This window comes from Pantoea sp. E2023-21, assembly GCF_051302795.1.
Lineage (GTDB): Bacteria > Pseudomonadota > Gammaproteobacteria > Enterobacterales > Enterobacteriaceae > Pantoea > Pantoea ludwigii_A.
The window spans coordinates 1,042,382-1,056,585 of sequence record NZ_CP195344.1 but is presented as its reverse complement, the minus strand read 5'-3'; the positions used below and the strand labels follow the sequence as shown (position 1 = coordinate 1,056,585).

General features: G+C 54.9%; 11 protein-coding genes. 5 read left to right on the top strand and 6 right to left on the bottom strand.

Annotation, left to right across the window (positions count from 1 at the left end):
• Nucleotides 1–2: 2 nt before the first annotated feature.
• Nucleotides 3–548 (top strand): NUDIX hydrolase, encoded by a 546-nt coding sequence (locus tag ACRQ84_RS05070; RefSeq protein ID WP_483817337.1) that lies wholly within the window; start codon nt 3–5, stop codon nt 546–548.
• 182 nt (nt 549–730) lie between these two features.
• Here ACRQ84_RS05070 and ACRQ84_RS05065 read toward each other — a convergent pair whose 3' ends face one another.
• Nucleotides 731–3,124 (bottom strand): glycoside hydrolase family 31 protein, encoded by a 2,394-nt coding sequence (locus ACRQ84_RS05065; RefSeq protein ID WP_483817336.1) that lies wholly within the window; start codon nt 3,122–3,124, stop codon nt 731–733.
• 14 nt (nt 3,125–3,138) lie between these two features.
• The gene (locus ACRQ84_RS05060) at nt 3,139–4,440 is read right to left on the bottom strand and encodes an MFS transporter (protein WP_064741157.1); all 1,302 of its coding nucleotides are present in this window, start codon (nt 4,438–4,440) and stop codon (nt 3,139–3,141) included.
• A 230-nt stretch (nt 4,441–4,670) separates the two neighbouring features.
• Between ACRQ84_RS05060 and uxuA the strand changes: the two genes are divergently transcribed.
• The 4 genes from uxuA (at nt 4,671) to ACRQ84_RS05040 (ending at nt 9,111) form a co-directional block, all read left to right on the top strand.
• Complete coding sequence (uxuA, locus tag ACRQ84_RS05055) at nt 4,671–5,864, top strand: mannonate dehydratase (RefSeq protein WP_483817335.1); 1,194 nt, start codon at nt 4,671–4,673, stop codon at nt 5,862–5,864.
• Entirely contained in the window at nt 5,861–7,279 is a 1,419-nt protein-coding gene (gene uxaC / locus ACRQ84_RS05050) for a glucuronate isomerase (RefSeq protein WP_483817886.1), read from the top strand. The genes uxuA and uxaC overlap by 4 nt, the downstream gene beginning before the upstream one ends.
• Before the next feature lie 121 nt (nt 7,280–7,400).
• Nucleotides 7,401–8,177, top strand: coding sequence for a Uxu operon transcriptional regulator (uxuR, locus tag ACRQ84_RS05045; protein WP_073991707.1), 777 nt, complete (start codon nt 7,401–7,403; stop codon nt 8,175–8,177).
• Between the two features lie 34 nt (nt 8,178–8,211).
• Complete coding sequence (locus ACRQ84_RS05040) at nt 8,212–9,111, top strand: LysR family transcriptional regulator (RefSeq protein WP_483817334.1); 900 nt, start codon at nt 8,212–8,214, stop codon at nt 9,109–9,111.
• 78 nt (nt 9,112–9,189) lie between these two features.
• On the opposite strand, the gene ACRQ84_RS05035 is transcribed toward ACRQ84_RS05040, so the two are convergent.
• The 4 genes from ACRQ84_RS05035 to ACRQ84_RS05020 all read right to left on the bottom strand — a co-directional run bounded on the left by ACRQ84_RS05035 (nt 9,190) and on the right by ACRQ84_RS05020 (nt 14,121).
• The gene (locus ACRQ84_RS05035; RefSeq protein ID WP_155726424.1) at nt 9,190–10,572 is read right to left on the bottom strand and encodes a M24 family metallopeptidase; all 1,383 of its coding nucleotides are present in this window, start codon (nt 10,570–10,572) and stop codon (nt 9,190–9,192) included.
• 589 nt (nt 10,573–11,161) lie between these two features.
• Complete coding sequence (locus ACRQ84_RS05030; protein ID WP_483817333.1) at nt 11,162–12,454, bottom strand: PQQ-dependent sugar dehydrogenase; 1,293 nt, start codon at nt 12,452–12,454, stop codon at nt 11,162–11,164.
• Nucleotides 12,451–12,873, bottom strand: coding sequence for a DUF2231 domain-containing protein (locus ACRQ84_RS05025; RefSeq protein ID WP_064741150.1), 423 nt, complete (start codon nt 12,871–12,873; stop codon nt 12,451–12,453). Before ACRQ84_RS05025 ends, ACRQ84_RS05030 begins: the two co-directional genes overlap by 4 nt.
• 132 nt (nt 12,874–13,005) lie before the next feature.
• Nucleotides 13,006–14,121: an ABC transporter substrate-binding protein gene (locus tag ACRQ84_RS05020; RefSeq protein ID WP_483817332.1), complete on the bottom strand. Its 1,116-nt coding sequence runs from the start codon at nt 14,119–14,121 to the stop codon at nt 13,006–13,008.
• Between the last annotated feature and the right edge of the window lie 83 nt (nt 14,122–14,204).

Genomic DNA, 14,204 nt, shown 5'->3' with positions numbered 1-14,204 from the left:
CAGTGAAACCTGAAATCCATACGCTCGCTTCGACAGAAATCTACCGCAACCGCTGGTTGACCTTGAAAGAGGATAAAATTCAGCGTGCCGATGGCAGCGAAGGCATCTATTCGGTGATTGAGAAGAGTGATTTTGTGGTGATTTTGCCGGTTGAGCACGATCACATTTATGTGGTGGAGCAATTCCGTTATCCCCTTGGCGAACGTACCCTCGAGCTGCCACAGGGAAGCTGGGAGCTCGTGCCCGATGCCGCGCCTGAAGATCTTGCCGCCGGCGAGTTGTTAGAAGAAACCGGACTGATTGCCGGGCAGCTCTGTTACGTGGGTTATCAAAAGTTAGCGCAAGGCTACTCCGCGCAGGGCTATCACATTTATCTGGCGCGCGAGTTAACGTATCAGGGGCAAAAGCTTGATGCAGAAGAAGTGGGATTGACTGCAAGGAAAATCACCCTCGCTGCGTTTCTTGAACTGATCCTGGCAGGAAAGATCAGCGATGCGACATCGGTCACTGCGTTTTTGTTGGCGCGGGCGAAAGGATTAATTGATTGATCTAGTTACCTTTTTTCATGGTGCACATGAATGCGCACCCTACAAAACCCCAACTACCTGGCGCACACCTTGTAGCGGCGCAATTTATTGCGCGATAAATCGCGCCGCTACGGAATGTGCGGTGATTAATATGGGGTTTAACTGATCGGCATTACGCCATGTATGGCGACCCATCATAAGCATTACACTGCTGCAATCTCTGCCAACACCGCTTCTGCCTGCGCGTTATTGACCGCTACGCCATCAATAAATAGTTGGCGCTGTTCACCCGGCGGCAGCGTAACCCTCAGTGCTTGCCATGCCGGCTGGAAGCGGCCATTGCGCTGGAAGTTAAGGTGAATCGATGACGCATCACTGCGCATTTCCCAGTTCAGCCACAGCGCGTTGCCCTGCTGGTAACCCCAACTTTCGCCATCATCCTCAAACAGTACGCCGTTGCTGACGCCCTTACCTTTGATTGGGAACAGGTGCAGCGTGCGACAATCATCCGACGCTGTATCGACATGGCGCAGGCGCTCGCTGAGCGGCAAGCCCGCACCGGCGCGCACCAGCATCGGCTGGGTTTCCAATGGCGCATCCAGTGTGATCCACTGACCGCCGCTGTACCATTGCTGACTGGCAAAATCATACCAGCCGGTTTGGTTGTCGGGCAGCCACAGACGACGCGCGCGCTGACCGGGCTCGACCACGCTGGCCACCAGCAGATCGCGGCCCAACATAAACTCGTCGCACTCGGCAAACGTCTGCGCATCCTGTTCATGATCGAGGAAGGTGGGACGCAGCATCGGCTCATCGTCAGCATGCGCCTGCCACAGCAGCGTGTAGAGATAAGGCAGCAGACGATAACGTAGCTCAATGGCGGCGCGGATCGCTGGCGTGGCCGCCGGATACATCCAGGGCTCATTAACGGTGCGATCGTCATTCCAGGAGTGAATGGTGAAACGCGGATGCATCACGCCGTTCTGCACCCAGCGCACAAACAGTTCTGCGTCTGGCTTATCGCCAGAGAACCCGCCAACATCATGTCCCACGTTGTACAAGCCGGATAGGCTCATGCCCAATCCCATGCGGATGTTGTAACGCAGCGTGGTCCAGTTGGTGCGGTTATCGCCGCTCCAGGTTTGCACATAGCGCTGCATCCCGGCACAACCTGAACGTGAAATCAGGAACGGCCGCTTCTCCGGCGCAAAACGCTGTTGCGCTTCCATTGAGGCGCGCATCATTAACAGTGGCATGACTGGGCGAATGTGTTTGATGGCAATGGGCGTGCCGAAACCGTGGCAGCGCGCTTCGCCATCCCACACTTCATATTCGTTGTTATCGTTCCAGGTGGAATCGATGCCCTTTTCCAGCAGCTGTTTGGTGACATTTTCCTGCCACCAGGCGACAGCTTGTGGATGGGTAAAATCAAGATGTGACCCTTCGTCATCCCAGAACACCGAACGCTCCGGCGCATCCTCTTCAGAATCGCGAATGAACAGACCTTGCTCCGCCACTTCGTTGTAACGCGGATGATCCTGCAACAAGCACGGTTTGATATTGGCGGCGAGGCGCAAGCCTGCGTCGTGAAATGCCTGACTCATCACTTCGGGCTGCGGTACTTTGTCGTAATTCCAGTTGAACACGTAACGCTTGTTGTTAATTGAGGTATAGCCGGATGAAAGCTGGAACGAATCGCACGGAATATCATGCTCTTCACACAGGCGAATGAAGTTCATCAGCTGGTTTTGCGCATCCGGCGCATCGGTGTAATGCATGGTCGACCCGCTGTAACCAAGACTCCATTTCGGGCCGAACAGCGTTTTACCGGTCAGCCGCACGAAGGCTTTGGTGATATCCAGCACCTTGTTACCGACAAACAGGTAATAGTCGATATCACCGCTTTCGGCCTGCCAGCGGCGGTACGGCTGGTGATAATTATCGAGCTCATTACCCAGGTCAAACCAACTGCTGCTGAGGTTATCGTAATAAAGACCAAAACTAACGTTGTCGCGGCGTGTGATGGTAAATGGCACATGCTTATACAGCGGATCGGTGGAGGCCGCGTTGTAGCCCATCGCATCCAGGTTGCGCATCTCATAGCGTTGCCCGTTACGCTGCAAATCGCCGCTTTTTTCACCCAGTCCGTAATAGCGATCGTCATTCATGCGGCACTGATAGTGCGCCACGCCATCGCCGTGCGCGTTAATTTGATAAGCGCTGGTGGGACGATCGCAGGTCAGCAGTTGCCATACGCCGTGGCTGTCGCAATATTGCCACTCCAGCGCCAGCGGCTGATGCACAATCACCCGCAGCTTATCGGTGGCCACCACCAGCGTATCACCCTCCTCTTCCAGCGTGAACGACGGCAAGGCGAAGCCCACCAGGCTGTCGCGCTGACGCCCTTCCCACGGCACATCGCTTTCTGGTGCGATGCTCCAGGTGCGATCGAGGCTATAGGCGCCCTGACGTTTAATCACCACGCGGAACAGGCCCGCATCCAGCACATACAGGCACAGCGTGTGTTTGCCATCGACGGTTAACGCCACATGGTGCGCATCGGAACCGGCTAATGACCAATGTTTTAACGTTTTCATCGTTACCTACTTTTTCATGCGCGCTGTGCGCGACGTTCAGCAATAAAAGCAATCAGGAATACTGCGCCAATCAGGTCGAAGAAGCCCATGGCGACAAATAGCGGATTAAATCCAATGGTGTCGGCGGTAACACCGATCAGCAGTGAGAACAGGAAGCTGGAGATCCAGGCGAACGAGCCGCGCATACCGTTGACGGTGGCCATCTGGCCTTTATCAAACTTCTCCACCACCAGCGCGCTCAGCATGCAGGAGATGATCTGATGACCGAAACCACCAATTGAGATCAGCGCAATCGCGACGTAAGGATCTTTGGTGACCGCCACCAGCGCTAACGACAGCATCAGGAAAGCGCCGGTTACCGAACTCGCCACCACCGAATTGACCTGGGTGAAGCCAAACATTTTGGTGTAGAGCCGCGTCAGGTAGCCGCTGGCCGCACTGCCTAAATCTGCGGCGAGAAACGGCAGCCAGGCGAACATGGCGATCTGTTTCAGATCCATACCCAGCTCTTTAGCCAGATAAAGCGGTACCCAAAAACTCAACACGCCCCAGGCGGGCTCGGCCATAAATGCGGGAATGGCGATACCGTAAAAACGTTTGTTTTTCGACACGGTTTTCAGCGCGGTAAAGAACGGCAGTTTCACCGCGGGTGGCTCGTTGTCCTGACGAATAAATTCCAGCTCTGAGGCCTGCAAATTGGGATGCTGTTCGGGATCGCGATACAGCAGCCACCACAGCACCACCCAGCCCAGCGCCAGGCAGCCGGTAAACAGAAACGCGCCCTGCCAGCCAAACGAAGCATGGGCAAAGTAGATAATCGGCGGTGCCAACATCGCGCCAAGCGAGAAACCCACGCCCGCCCAACCGGCGGCGATGGGACGCTCTTTTTTCGGGAACCATTCGCCAATCACTTTGGCGTTAGCGGGCGTTGCCGCCGCTTCTGCGCCGCCCATGACAAAACGCAGGATAGCCAAATGCACCCAGCTGGCCGCGCCAGCGTGGCACAAACAGGCGACAGCCCAAACGGTGGCGCAGATCAGGAAGCCGACTTTTAGACCGATGACGTCGATCAGCCAGCCACAAATCGGTTGGAAGAAGGTATAAGCCAGCTGGAATGCGCCGACGATCCACGAATATTGTTCGGTAGTGATGTTGAGGCTGGTTTTGAGCTCGGGGGCCAGCAAGCCCAATGAGTTGCGGGTGATGTAGTTGACCGTGACGCCAGCTAAGAACAGCACCAACACCCACCAGCGTAAATTGCGCAACGTGCGCTTGGTGCCTGCGGCAGTTATCCCTGGATTTAAACTGCGATTCATCGGGTTCTCCATTAGTGAGTCATTTCTAACCATCCGCCAGGAGTGAACCACAGTCGCCAAAAGTGGTCGCCAGCTTAATCTCGCAATTGTGATCTGGTTAACCAAAATTACTCACCAGGTTGACTTGCCCCCACAAAGAGCAGAGTTTTGCCTCTTAATCGCGTGATCAGTGCTTGATGCAACACGCTGACAAAAAATATTGGTCAACCCATTCTAAATGAGGTAACAACATGAAGCAGACCTGGCGCTGGTATGGCCCCAACGATCCCGTCTCTCTTGCCGATGCGCGCCAGGCGGGCGCAACCGGCATCGTCACCGCACTGCATCACATCCCCAACGGCGAAGTGTGGACAGTAGACGAAATCATGCAGCGCAAGGCGCTGGTGGAAGCTGCAGGATTGGTGTGGTCGGTGGTGGAAAGCGTGCCGATTCATGAAGAGATCAAAACCGGCAGCGGCCGCTGTCAGCACTGGATCAGCAACTATCAGCAGTCGCTACGCAATCTGGCGCAGTGCGGCATCAAAACCGTGTGCTACAACTTCATGCCGATTCTCGACTGGACGCGTACCGATCTCGAGTATCTGCTGCCGGATGGCGCCAAAGCGCTGCGCTTTGATCAGATTGAGTTTGCGGTGTTTGAACTGCACATTCTGCAACGTCCCGGTGCAGAGCAGGATTACACCACGGAAGAAATTGTCCAAGCCGCCGAACGCTTTGCCAGCATGAGTGAAGCGCACCGTAACCGCCTGATGCGCAACATCATCGCCGGTTTGCCGGGTGCTGAAGAAGGTTACACGCTGGATCAGTTCCGCGCCCAGCTGGCGCGCTATGACGGCATTGGCAAAGCCGAGCTGCGTGAAAATTTTGCCACTTTCCTGCGCGCCATTGTTGCGGTTGCTGAAGAGGTGGGCGTGCGCATGGCGGTGCACCCGGACGATCCGCCGCGCCCCATTCTTGGCCTGCCGCGCATTGTTTCCAACGCTGACGATCTGCAGTGGATGATCGATACCGTCAGCAGCCCTGCCAACGGTTTCACTATGTGTACCGGCTCGTACGGCGTGCTGGCACAGAATGATTTAGCCGGCATGGTCAAGCGCTTCGGCCCGCGCATTTACTTCGCGCACCTGCGTTCCACTCAACGGGAAGATAATCCAAACAGCTTCCACGAGGCCGCGCATTTGGGTGGCGATGTCGATATGTTTGCAGTGATCAAGGCGATTGCCGAAGAGGAGCAGCGGCGCAAAGCCGCAGGCCAGGAGGATTTGATTCCGATGCGCCCCGATCACGGCCACCAGATGCTGGATGACCTGAAGAAAAAAACCAATCCCGGCTACTCGGCAATTGGTCGACTGAAAGGTTTGGCTGAAATTCGCGGCGTCGAACTGGCGATTCACCGCGCCTATTTTGCTCAGGAAGCTCAATAATGCGCTTTATGGATGAAGATTTTCTGCTGCAGAGCGACATCGCGCGGCGTTTGTACCACGACTTTGCCGCAGATATGCCGATCTACGATTATCACTGTCACCTCAATCCGCAGGAGATTGCTGAAGACCGTCGCTTCGCCAACCTCGGCCAAATCTGGCTGGAGGGCGATCACTACAAATGGCGCGCCCTCCGTGCCGCGGGCGTGGATGAGTCGTTGATTACCGGCAAGAACACCAGCGACTACGACAAGTATCTCGCCTGGGCGCAAACGGTGCCAAAAACCCTCGGCAACCCGCTCTATCACTGGACGCACCTGGAACTGCGTCGGCCGTTTGGCATCACCGATACGCTGTTTGGCCCGGATACCGCGCCTGCTATCTGGCAGCGCTGCGCGGAACAGCTGGCGACGCCGGCGTTTTCTGCGCGCGGCATCATGCGCCAGATGAAGGTGCGCATGGTGGGGACCACCGACGATCCGGTTGATTCGCTGCACTATCACCGCCAAATCGCCGCTGACAGCAGCTTTGATATTGATGTCGCGCCGAGCTGGCGTCCGGACAAAATCTTCAAAATCGAGCTGGAGGGTTTTGTCGACTATCTTGCTCGTCTGGAAGCCGCGGCCGATGTCGCCATCGACAGCTTCGATGCGTTACGCCGCGCGCTGTTGCGCCGCCTTGATCACTTCTCTGCCCACGGTTGTCGCGCATCGGATCACGGTATCGAAACCCTGCGCTTTGCGCCGGTGCCGGACGACAGCGTGCTCGATACGATTATGGCGAAACGTCGCCGTGGCGATCTGCTGGAGGAAACTGAAATCGCCCAGTTCAGCAGCGCGGTGTTGGTGTGGCTTGGCAGTGAATATGCGCGGCGCGGCTGGGTGATGCAGCTGCACATCGGCGCGATCCGTAATAACAGCACACGCATGTTCCGCCAGCTTGGGCCAGATAGCGGGTTTGATTCGATTGGCGATAACCCTATTGCCTGGCCGCTGGCGCGCCTGCTGGATGCGATGGACATCAACGATCAACTGCCGAAAACCATCCTCTACTGCCTTAATCCACGCGATAACGAAGTGCTGGCCACTATGGCAGGCAATTTCCAGGGCGCGGGCCTTGCCGGCAAAGTGCAGTTCGGTTCTGGCTGGTGGTTCAACGATCAGCGCGACGGCATGTTGCGTCAGCTGGAGCAGCTGTCGCAAATCGGTTTACTCAGCCAGTTTGTCGGCATGCTGACCGATTCGCGCAGCTTCCTCTCCTACACGCGCCACGAATACTTCCGCCGTATTCTGTGCAATCTGCTGGCGCAGTGGGTAAAAGAGGGCATTGTGCCGCATGATGAGCCGATGCTCGGCAGCATGCTGCGCGATATCTGCTTTAACAATGCCGAACGCTATTTCGCGCTGAACGCCCGGTGATTACGGCCTGGTGACTGCACACCGTGACCAGGCCGCTTCTTATTCGCTATGCTATAGTGCGCGTCTCTGAGTGAGGCTGTATCAGAGGTTGTGAACCCATTAACACACAGAAAAGAGCACGATGAAAACTCAAACTTCAGCACAGCGCCCTTATCAGGAAGTCGGGGAAATGCTCCGCCAGATGATCACGCAGAAGCAGTATGCCGTGGGCGAACGGCTGCCGCCGGAGCGCGAACTCGCGGCGTTGCTGGATGTGACGCGCACGCTGGTGCGTGAAGCGCTGATCATGCTGGAGCTGGAAGGATTAATCGAGGTGCGTCGCGGTGCCGGCATCTTTGTGATTCACGATTCGCCGCAGCAAGCGGTTTCACTTCACAAGGCCAGCAACGATGCCGGACCGTTTGAAATGTTGCAGGCGCGTCAGCTGCTGGAGAGCAATATCGCCGAGTTTGCCGCGCTACAGGCCACGCGCGAAGACATCATAAAGATGCGTCAGGCGCTGGAGCTGGAAGAGAAAGAGTTGGCTTCAGGATCGGTCAACCAAAGTGAACACGGCGACCGCAATTTCCATCTGGCCATTGCCGAAGCCACCCATAATAGCATGCTGGTTGAGCTGTTTAAGCAATCCTGGCAATGGCGCGAAGATAACGTGATGTGGAGCCAGCTGCATCGTCATCTGGTCAACAACGATTACCGCAAACAATGGCTCGACGATCACAAAAAGATCCTCGCAACGTTGATCAAGAAAGACGCGCGCGCCGCCAAACTGGCGATGTGGCAACACCTGGAAAACGTGAAACAACGTCTGCTGGAATTTTCAGACGTTGATGATATTGATTTCGATGGTTATCTGTTTGAATCCTGGCCGCTGTACGCGACCCGCAATCCCAACAGTTGATGCGGTTGGTCGCCAGCAAATTAAAGGTAAAGCCATGCTACGGGAAAACTTCAACGATCTGATTTATTTAGTGATGGTGGCGCGCGAATGCAGCTTCACGCGCGCTGCGGCCAAATTAGGCGTGTCACAATCGGCGTTGAGCCACTCGATCCGCGGTCTTGAAGAGCGATTAAATACGCGTTTATTAACGCGCACCACGCGCAGTGTCGCGCCGACCGAAGCCGGTGAAAACCTGATTCAAAGCGTGGCACCGATGATGGCCGATATTGAGAAAGCGCTGCTGCAACTGAGCGATAATCAGGGGAAGCCGTCGGGGAATATTCGTATTACCGCCGGCGAACATGCACTGTCTTCCACTTTGTGGCCGTTGCTAAAGCCATTTTTGCAAGCCTATCCGCAAGTAAATGTCGAACTCTCTGTCGATAACACCTTAACCGATATTGTCAGCGGGCGTTTCGATGCCGGGGTGCGCTTAGGCGAGAGTATTGAGAAAGATATGGTGGCGGTGCGCATTGGCCCGGACTGGAAAATGGTGGCGGTGGCATCGCCTGACTATCTGCAAAAAAACGGTATCCCGCAGACGCCTTATGAATTGCAAAATCATAACTGTATTAATATGCGTCTTCCCACGCTCGGCGGATTATACAGTTGGGAATTCAGCAAAGATGGCAAAGATATTCGCGTTAAAGTTGAAGGGCAGCTGATCTTTAATAATCTGGCCTCACGAATTGATGCAGTGCTTTCCGGCATGGGTATTGCCTATGTACCCGAAGATACCGTCAAACAACACATTGCCAATGGCGAACTGCAATCCCTGCTTGAAGACTGGTGCGAACCTTTTAGCGGATATTATCTGTATTATCCGAGCCGCAAACAGCACACCGCCGCATTTGAGAAATTGATTGAAGCGATAAAATATAAGGGAATGAATTAATACTCTCAAGCAGGCACGCATGAATGCGCGCCTTGTTCCATCTTAGGATTGCCATTGATGGCGACCAGAATAGCCTTCTTACTTCTCCACGCTTAGCGCCAAATCTTTCGCCAAAAAGAACGGTCTCAGATAAGCCACGCTGTTCGACAACGGCAAGATTTCATCGCTCAGCTGAATACCGATCGTTTCCCGCAGATAACGGCGGCGGGTTTCGATGCGCTGCCATAGCGCCGGATAATGGGTGCGGATACTGGTTTGTAGCGCCGTATCGGCCAGCACCACGCACTCTTCGGCGCTGGCCCCGTTATAGCCGGGCACGGACGGGATGATATCAATCTGCAGCATCATGCCGCTTTTCAGCAGTTCAGTGGAAGCGTGATAAATCGGCGAAGACATCCACTCTTCATCCGCCACCAGATGTCCCGGATTGAGATGCCAGCCGAAACGGGCTTTGGGCAAAATTTGTTCGATCAGCGCATACAGCGCGCCACCGCTCATGCCGCAACGAATATTTTCCAGCCAGCCGACCACTGCGGAGAAATAGGGTTTGGCGATGCGCTCCAGATAATCTTGCTGGTCTGGCGGCAGTTCGCTTTGTTCGGCAATGACAAAACCGCTACGGCTGGAAAGGCCGCCTTTGTAAGCGGTCGTCAGAGAAAGCGGATCGCCGCGCTGTACTTGTTTGTAGCTGGGATAGAGATTCGCCTTGTCGAAACGGCTGCCGGTGGCCGCGATAGTCACCACCGTATTGTTCTGCCCTTCCGCGGTGAGCAACGCACCCAACTCGGTTTCACGCACGCCAACCTCAATGGCATTCAGCGCATCCAGCATGCAATTTGACGCGAGATTGGCACCGTATTCGTAATGCGCAATTTCATTGGCATTGCAGGTGGTGCGTGCGCCGTTATCGCCGATAAACAGGTGGACGGCATTTTCTACAACGGCGTCGTCTTTCAGCGTGCGCGTGATCGCTTCCACAATGAAGTACGGTAAATCAAACATTGTGCGCCCCTTGCCGGCGGCTGGCGTGAACATTTTCCAGCCAACCAGCCCGACTTTATTGCGGGTATCCAGGCCAGCGTCTTTGAAAAGACTTTCCAGCGGCGCTTCATTATCCATCGGCTGGTTGGGCAGCGAGAAGTACGGCGTATGCACCAGCGTGGCAGGGATGCGGGAAAAGCGTGCCATCTTGAGATTTTCATTGCCTAGCACCAGCGTGCAATCTCCGCTCTTATCCAGCAGCAGCAGCCCTTCTTCGAAACGCGGGATAAAGCCGCTGAGATATTCGAAATTGCCGCCGTGCTCCTTGTCGGCATAGATCACCAGCGTGTCAAAACCTTCACGCTGCATGCCCGCCAGCAGCGCGTTTTTGCGCTGCAAAAGCGTGTCATCCGAGAGAAAAACCGGTTCAACATCACTGAATTTCACCGGCGCGGAGATCGGCCCGAACGTGATTGCCATGATGCACTTCCTCGCAGTAAGAATGAGATGAGGATAGTAGCGTTTTTAGCGCAGCGGTTTTTGATCCAAACGAAAAAAGGCGGAGGGGTGAGCTCCGCCTTGTCTCAAGTTCCGATCAGTGTGCCTGACCGGTCAGTTGCATAAGGGCAACGATGATTTGAAGAATGATGCGGACGATGTCCAGCAGCAATCGAACAATTTCAATCACTTTCCTTCTCCTCTGAGAGGAGCGCGCCTTTCAGCTGCCGAGGCTTTGACTCCACCCGCCGACCGCCTAAGCACAATTGTGAGGAGTGCTGAGCGGCTCTCATTGTGAAAGCCACAGGCCAGCACCACCTGAAACCTGCCGGGATTTGACTATCCGCGCCCCTGGAGTCATCAGCAAAACAATGAGGCTTCGCTCGTCACTCAACACCTGTATAACCATACAGTATTATTGCAAAACTTGAAATATCTCGCCGCACATTTTATCATCGGCTTTGTGAGGAGTGCTGAGCACCCCGTTCGCGACGCGGTTACCCGCCGAATAGCGAACATAAAAAAAAGGATTTGGCTTAACGCCAAATCCTTTTTTATTGCCTGCGATGGCTTATCGGGCGGAACTGATTCGCCAGACGCTATTTCCCGCATCATCCGCAATCAACACGCCGCCTTGCTGGTCGGTGGCTAAGCCCACCGGTAAACCACGCACCTGCTTCTGATCGTCGGTAAGAAATCCGGTTACCACTGGCTGCGGCTGTCCCACCGGTTTACCGTTTTCGAATTTCACCCACACAACCTGATAGCCGTTGAGCGGCGTGCGGTTCCAGCTGCCGTGCTCGCTGATAAATGCCCCGCCGCGATACTGCGGCATATTATCCGCACCGTAGAACAACAGGCCGAGTGGTGCAACGTGCGAGCTCAGGGCGTAATCCGGTTTGATCGCCTTCGCCACCAGGTCCGGCCGTTGCGGCTGCGCGCGCTCATCAACGTGCTGGCCATAATAGCTGTACGGCCAGCCGTAGAAGCCTTTGTCCTGCACCGACGTCATGTAATCCGGCACTAAATCAGAACCGATTTCGTCGCGTTCATTCACAATCGCCCACAGCTTGCCGCTCTGCGGCTCCCACTGCAATCCAGTTGGATTGCGCAGGCCGCTGGCATAAATCCGGCTGGCACCGCTGGCCGCATCCACCTCCAGCACCGCCGCGCGGCGATACTCTTCGCCAATGCCGTTTTCCGTCACGTTGCTGTTGGATCCCACGCCAACATACAACTTGCTGCCGTCCGGGCTGGCGAGCAGCGATTTGGTCCAGTGATGGTTAATCGGTCCACCCGGCAGTTCGGTCACTTCCACCGGCGGCGTGCGGATCTCAGTTTGTCCGGTTTCATAGGGGAATTTCACCAGACTATCGGCATTCGCCACATACAAGGTATTACCCACCAGCTGCATACCAAACGGCGCCGTCAGGTTATCAATGAAGCGATGTTGTTCCCATTTACCGTTAACGTTACGCAACAAGGTAATGCGATTTCCCCCCTCGCCGCCTTTGCCAGACGCTTTCTGCACAATGCCCATGATCAGCTGTTTAGGCGCGGTGGTCGGTTTAGGCATGCCATTGGATTCCGCTACCAGCACATCATTGTTAGGCAGCACCAATACTTGACGTGGATGCTGCAAGTTATCGGCGATCTTTTCGATCTTCAACCCATCCGCCACTTGCGGCATCTCTCCGGCTTTCCACGGCGTGCCTTCCGGCACCTGCATCGGCGGCATAAAGAAGTTCTGCGCCTGCGGCAGTTCAGGATTCGGCCCAATTTGCTTTTGTGGCTCAATCAGCGCCCCGTCGTCACAGGCGCTCAGCAACATCGCGATGGCTACCGCGCTGAGTAGGTGTTTCATACGCGACCTCCTTGTGTGCGACGTTCGCGCAGCACCAGCTGCACGTTCGCGATCAGCAGCAGCGCCACCACCAGCGTCGACAGCGTTATGCCCATTGGCACCACGGCATACGCATCGCGGCTGTGAATAAAGGCATTGACCACCGCCAGCACGATCGCCAGCAGCGACAGCCAGAAATGGGTTTTTTCATTCGGCCGCGCGCCGCGGAATAAATAAACCAAACTGATTAAACGTGGCAGGATGGCCAGCACCAGACCGAGAGTGATCAGCCAACTGGCAGATTTGGTCCACATGATGACGAAGGTTTGCAAATAGAGGATATCGAAAAACCAGGCGGCAACAAAAAAGCCCAGCGGCAACGGTTCCAGCAGCGTATACAACGTCACACCGAACACCGATCTTCCTGAGGTATGAAACATTACTCTCTCCCTTTTACCGTATTGTCATCAGAGGCTGCACGCGTTTCGCTTTTTTGAAACAACGTGCAACCACCTGTGAAATATTAGTAAAGATAAACAGTAACGTTTAACACTTATCTAACATGCTCAAACTTAAGACTTATCTACCGGCAGGGTTACCCAATAACCGGGCTGATACGGCAATGGCAGAAACTTTTCATGAAACTCACGGAACGTGGCGTCCGGATCGAGATCGGCAAACAGTTCAGGATGCAGCCACTTCGCCAGCGCCTGGATCGCGACAAACTGATACGGGCTGTCGTAGAACTGGTGCCAGATGGCATGCGCGTTACCGTTATGCGCCACCGGCAGCGTTTTAAAAGCATCACGCATCATGAGCAGTTGCAAACGCGCCGCCGCTTCTTTGACATCCGCACCCGGACCCACGCCAACCCATTTGCCGACGGTGTTGTAGTTTTTCCAGTTCGCGCCTGTGACCACCACCACATCCGGACGGCTGGCGATGATCTGCTCTGGATTGAGCGTGCCGAAGGTGCCCGGAATCAGATCTTTGGCAATATTACTGCCACCCGCCAGCTCAACCATCTGACCAAAGTTCTCGTTACCAAACGACATGCAGCACTCATCTGTGTAACCGCCAGCGCGGTCAATCATCACTTTCGGGCGCGTACCGTTAAAGTTCTTCAGGCGATCGGTCACCTTTTCGATTTGCGCACGACGGAACGCGACGATCTGTTCCGCGCGCTGCGGATTGTTGACCAACTCGCCCATGATGCGAATGCTTTGCTCGGCATGTTCCATCGGCTTCTCGCGGAAGTCGATAAATACCACCGGCACGCCCACCGCTTGTAACTTCTCGATCAGCTTACCTTCATCGGTTGCCGCTTTAGATTCGAGGTTCATCAGCACCAAATCGGGCTTCAACGTCAGCGCCTGCTCGACGTTAAAGGTGCCATCTTTCGCACCACCAAAGGTCGGCAGCTTTTTGATCTGCGGATATTTCTTTTCATACGCCATATAGCCGTCGTAATCGGCTTTGTGGAAATCATCACGCCAGCCAACCACGCGCTGGAACGGCGCGGCGGTATCAAACGCCGCCAACAGATACATCTGACGTCCTTCACCCAGAATGATGCGTTTGGACTCCTCTTTCACTTCAACCTGTCGTCCCGCCACATCAGTAATTGTTTTAGCAGAAGCGTGACTCGCCACCGCCAGTAGTCCCAGTGCAAACAGCCATGTTTTCATTCGATCTACCCGTAATGAGAATGATTATTATTAAATTTCACGGCGTCACTATTACCTGGCTGACGGAAAATGAAAAGCCCTCG

Bases quoted from the DNA above. Each gene is read 5' to 3' on its own strand.
- ACRQ84_RS05065 (WP_483817336.1), bottom strand. From the start codon at position 3,124: ATGAAAACGTTAAAACATTGGTCATTAGCCGGTTCCGATGCGCACCAT.
- ACRQ84_RS05060 (WP_064741157.1), bottom strand. From the start codon at position 4,440: ATGAATCGCAGTTTAAATCCAGGGATAACTGCCGCAGGCACCAAGCGC.
- uxuA (WP_483817335.1), top strand. From the start codon at position 4,671: ATGAAGCAGACCTGGCGCTGGTATGGCCCCAACGATCCCGTCTCTCTT.
- uxuR (WP_073991707.1), top strand. From the start codon at position 7,401: ATGAAAACTCAAACTTCAGCACAGCGCCCTTATCAGGAAGTCGGGGAA.
- ACRQ84_RS05040 (WP_483817334.1), top strand. From the start codon at position 8,212: ATGCTACGGGAAAACTTCAACGATCTGATTTATTTAGTGATGGTGGCG.
- ACRQ84_RS05035 (WP_155726424.1), bottom strand. From the start codon at position 10,572: ATGGCAATCACGTTCGGGCCGATCTCCGCGCCGGTGAAATTCAGTGAT.
- ACRQ84_RS05030 (WP_483817333.1), bottom strand. From the start codon at position 12,454: ATGAAACACCTACTCAGCGCGGTAGCCATCGCGATGTTGCTGAGCGCC.
- ACRQ84_RS05025 (WP_064741150.1), bottom strand. From the start codon at position 12,873: ATGTTTCATACCTCAGGAAGATCGGTGTTCGGTGTGACGTTGTATACG.
- ACRQ84_RS05020 (WP_483817332.1), bottom strand. From the start codon at position 14,121: ATGAAAACATGGCTGTTTGCACTGGGACTACTGGCGGTGGCGAGTCAC.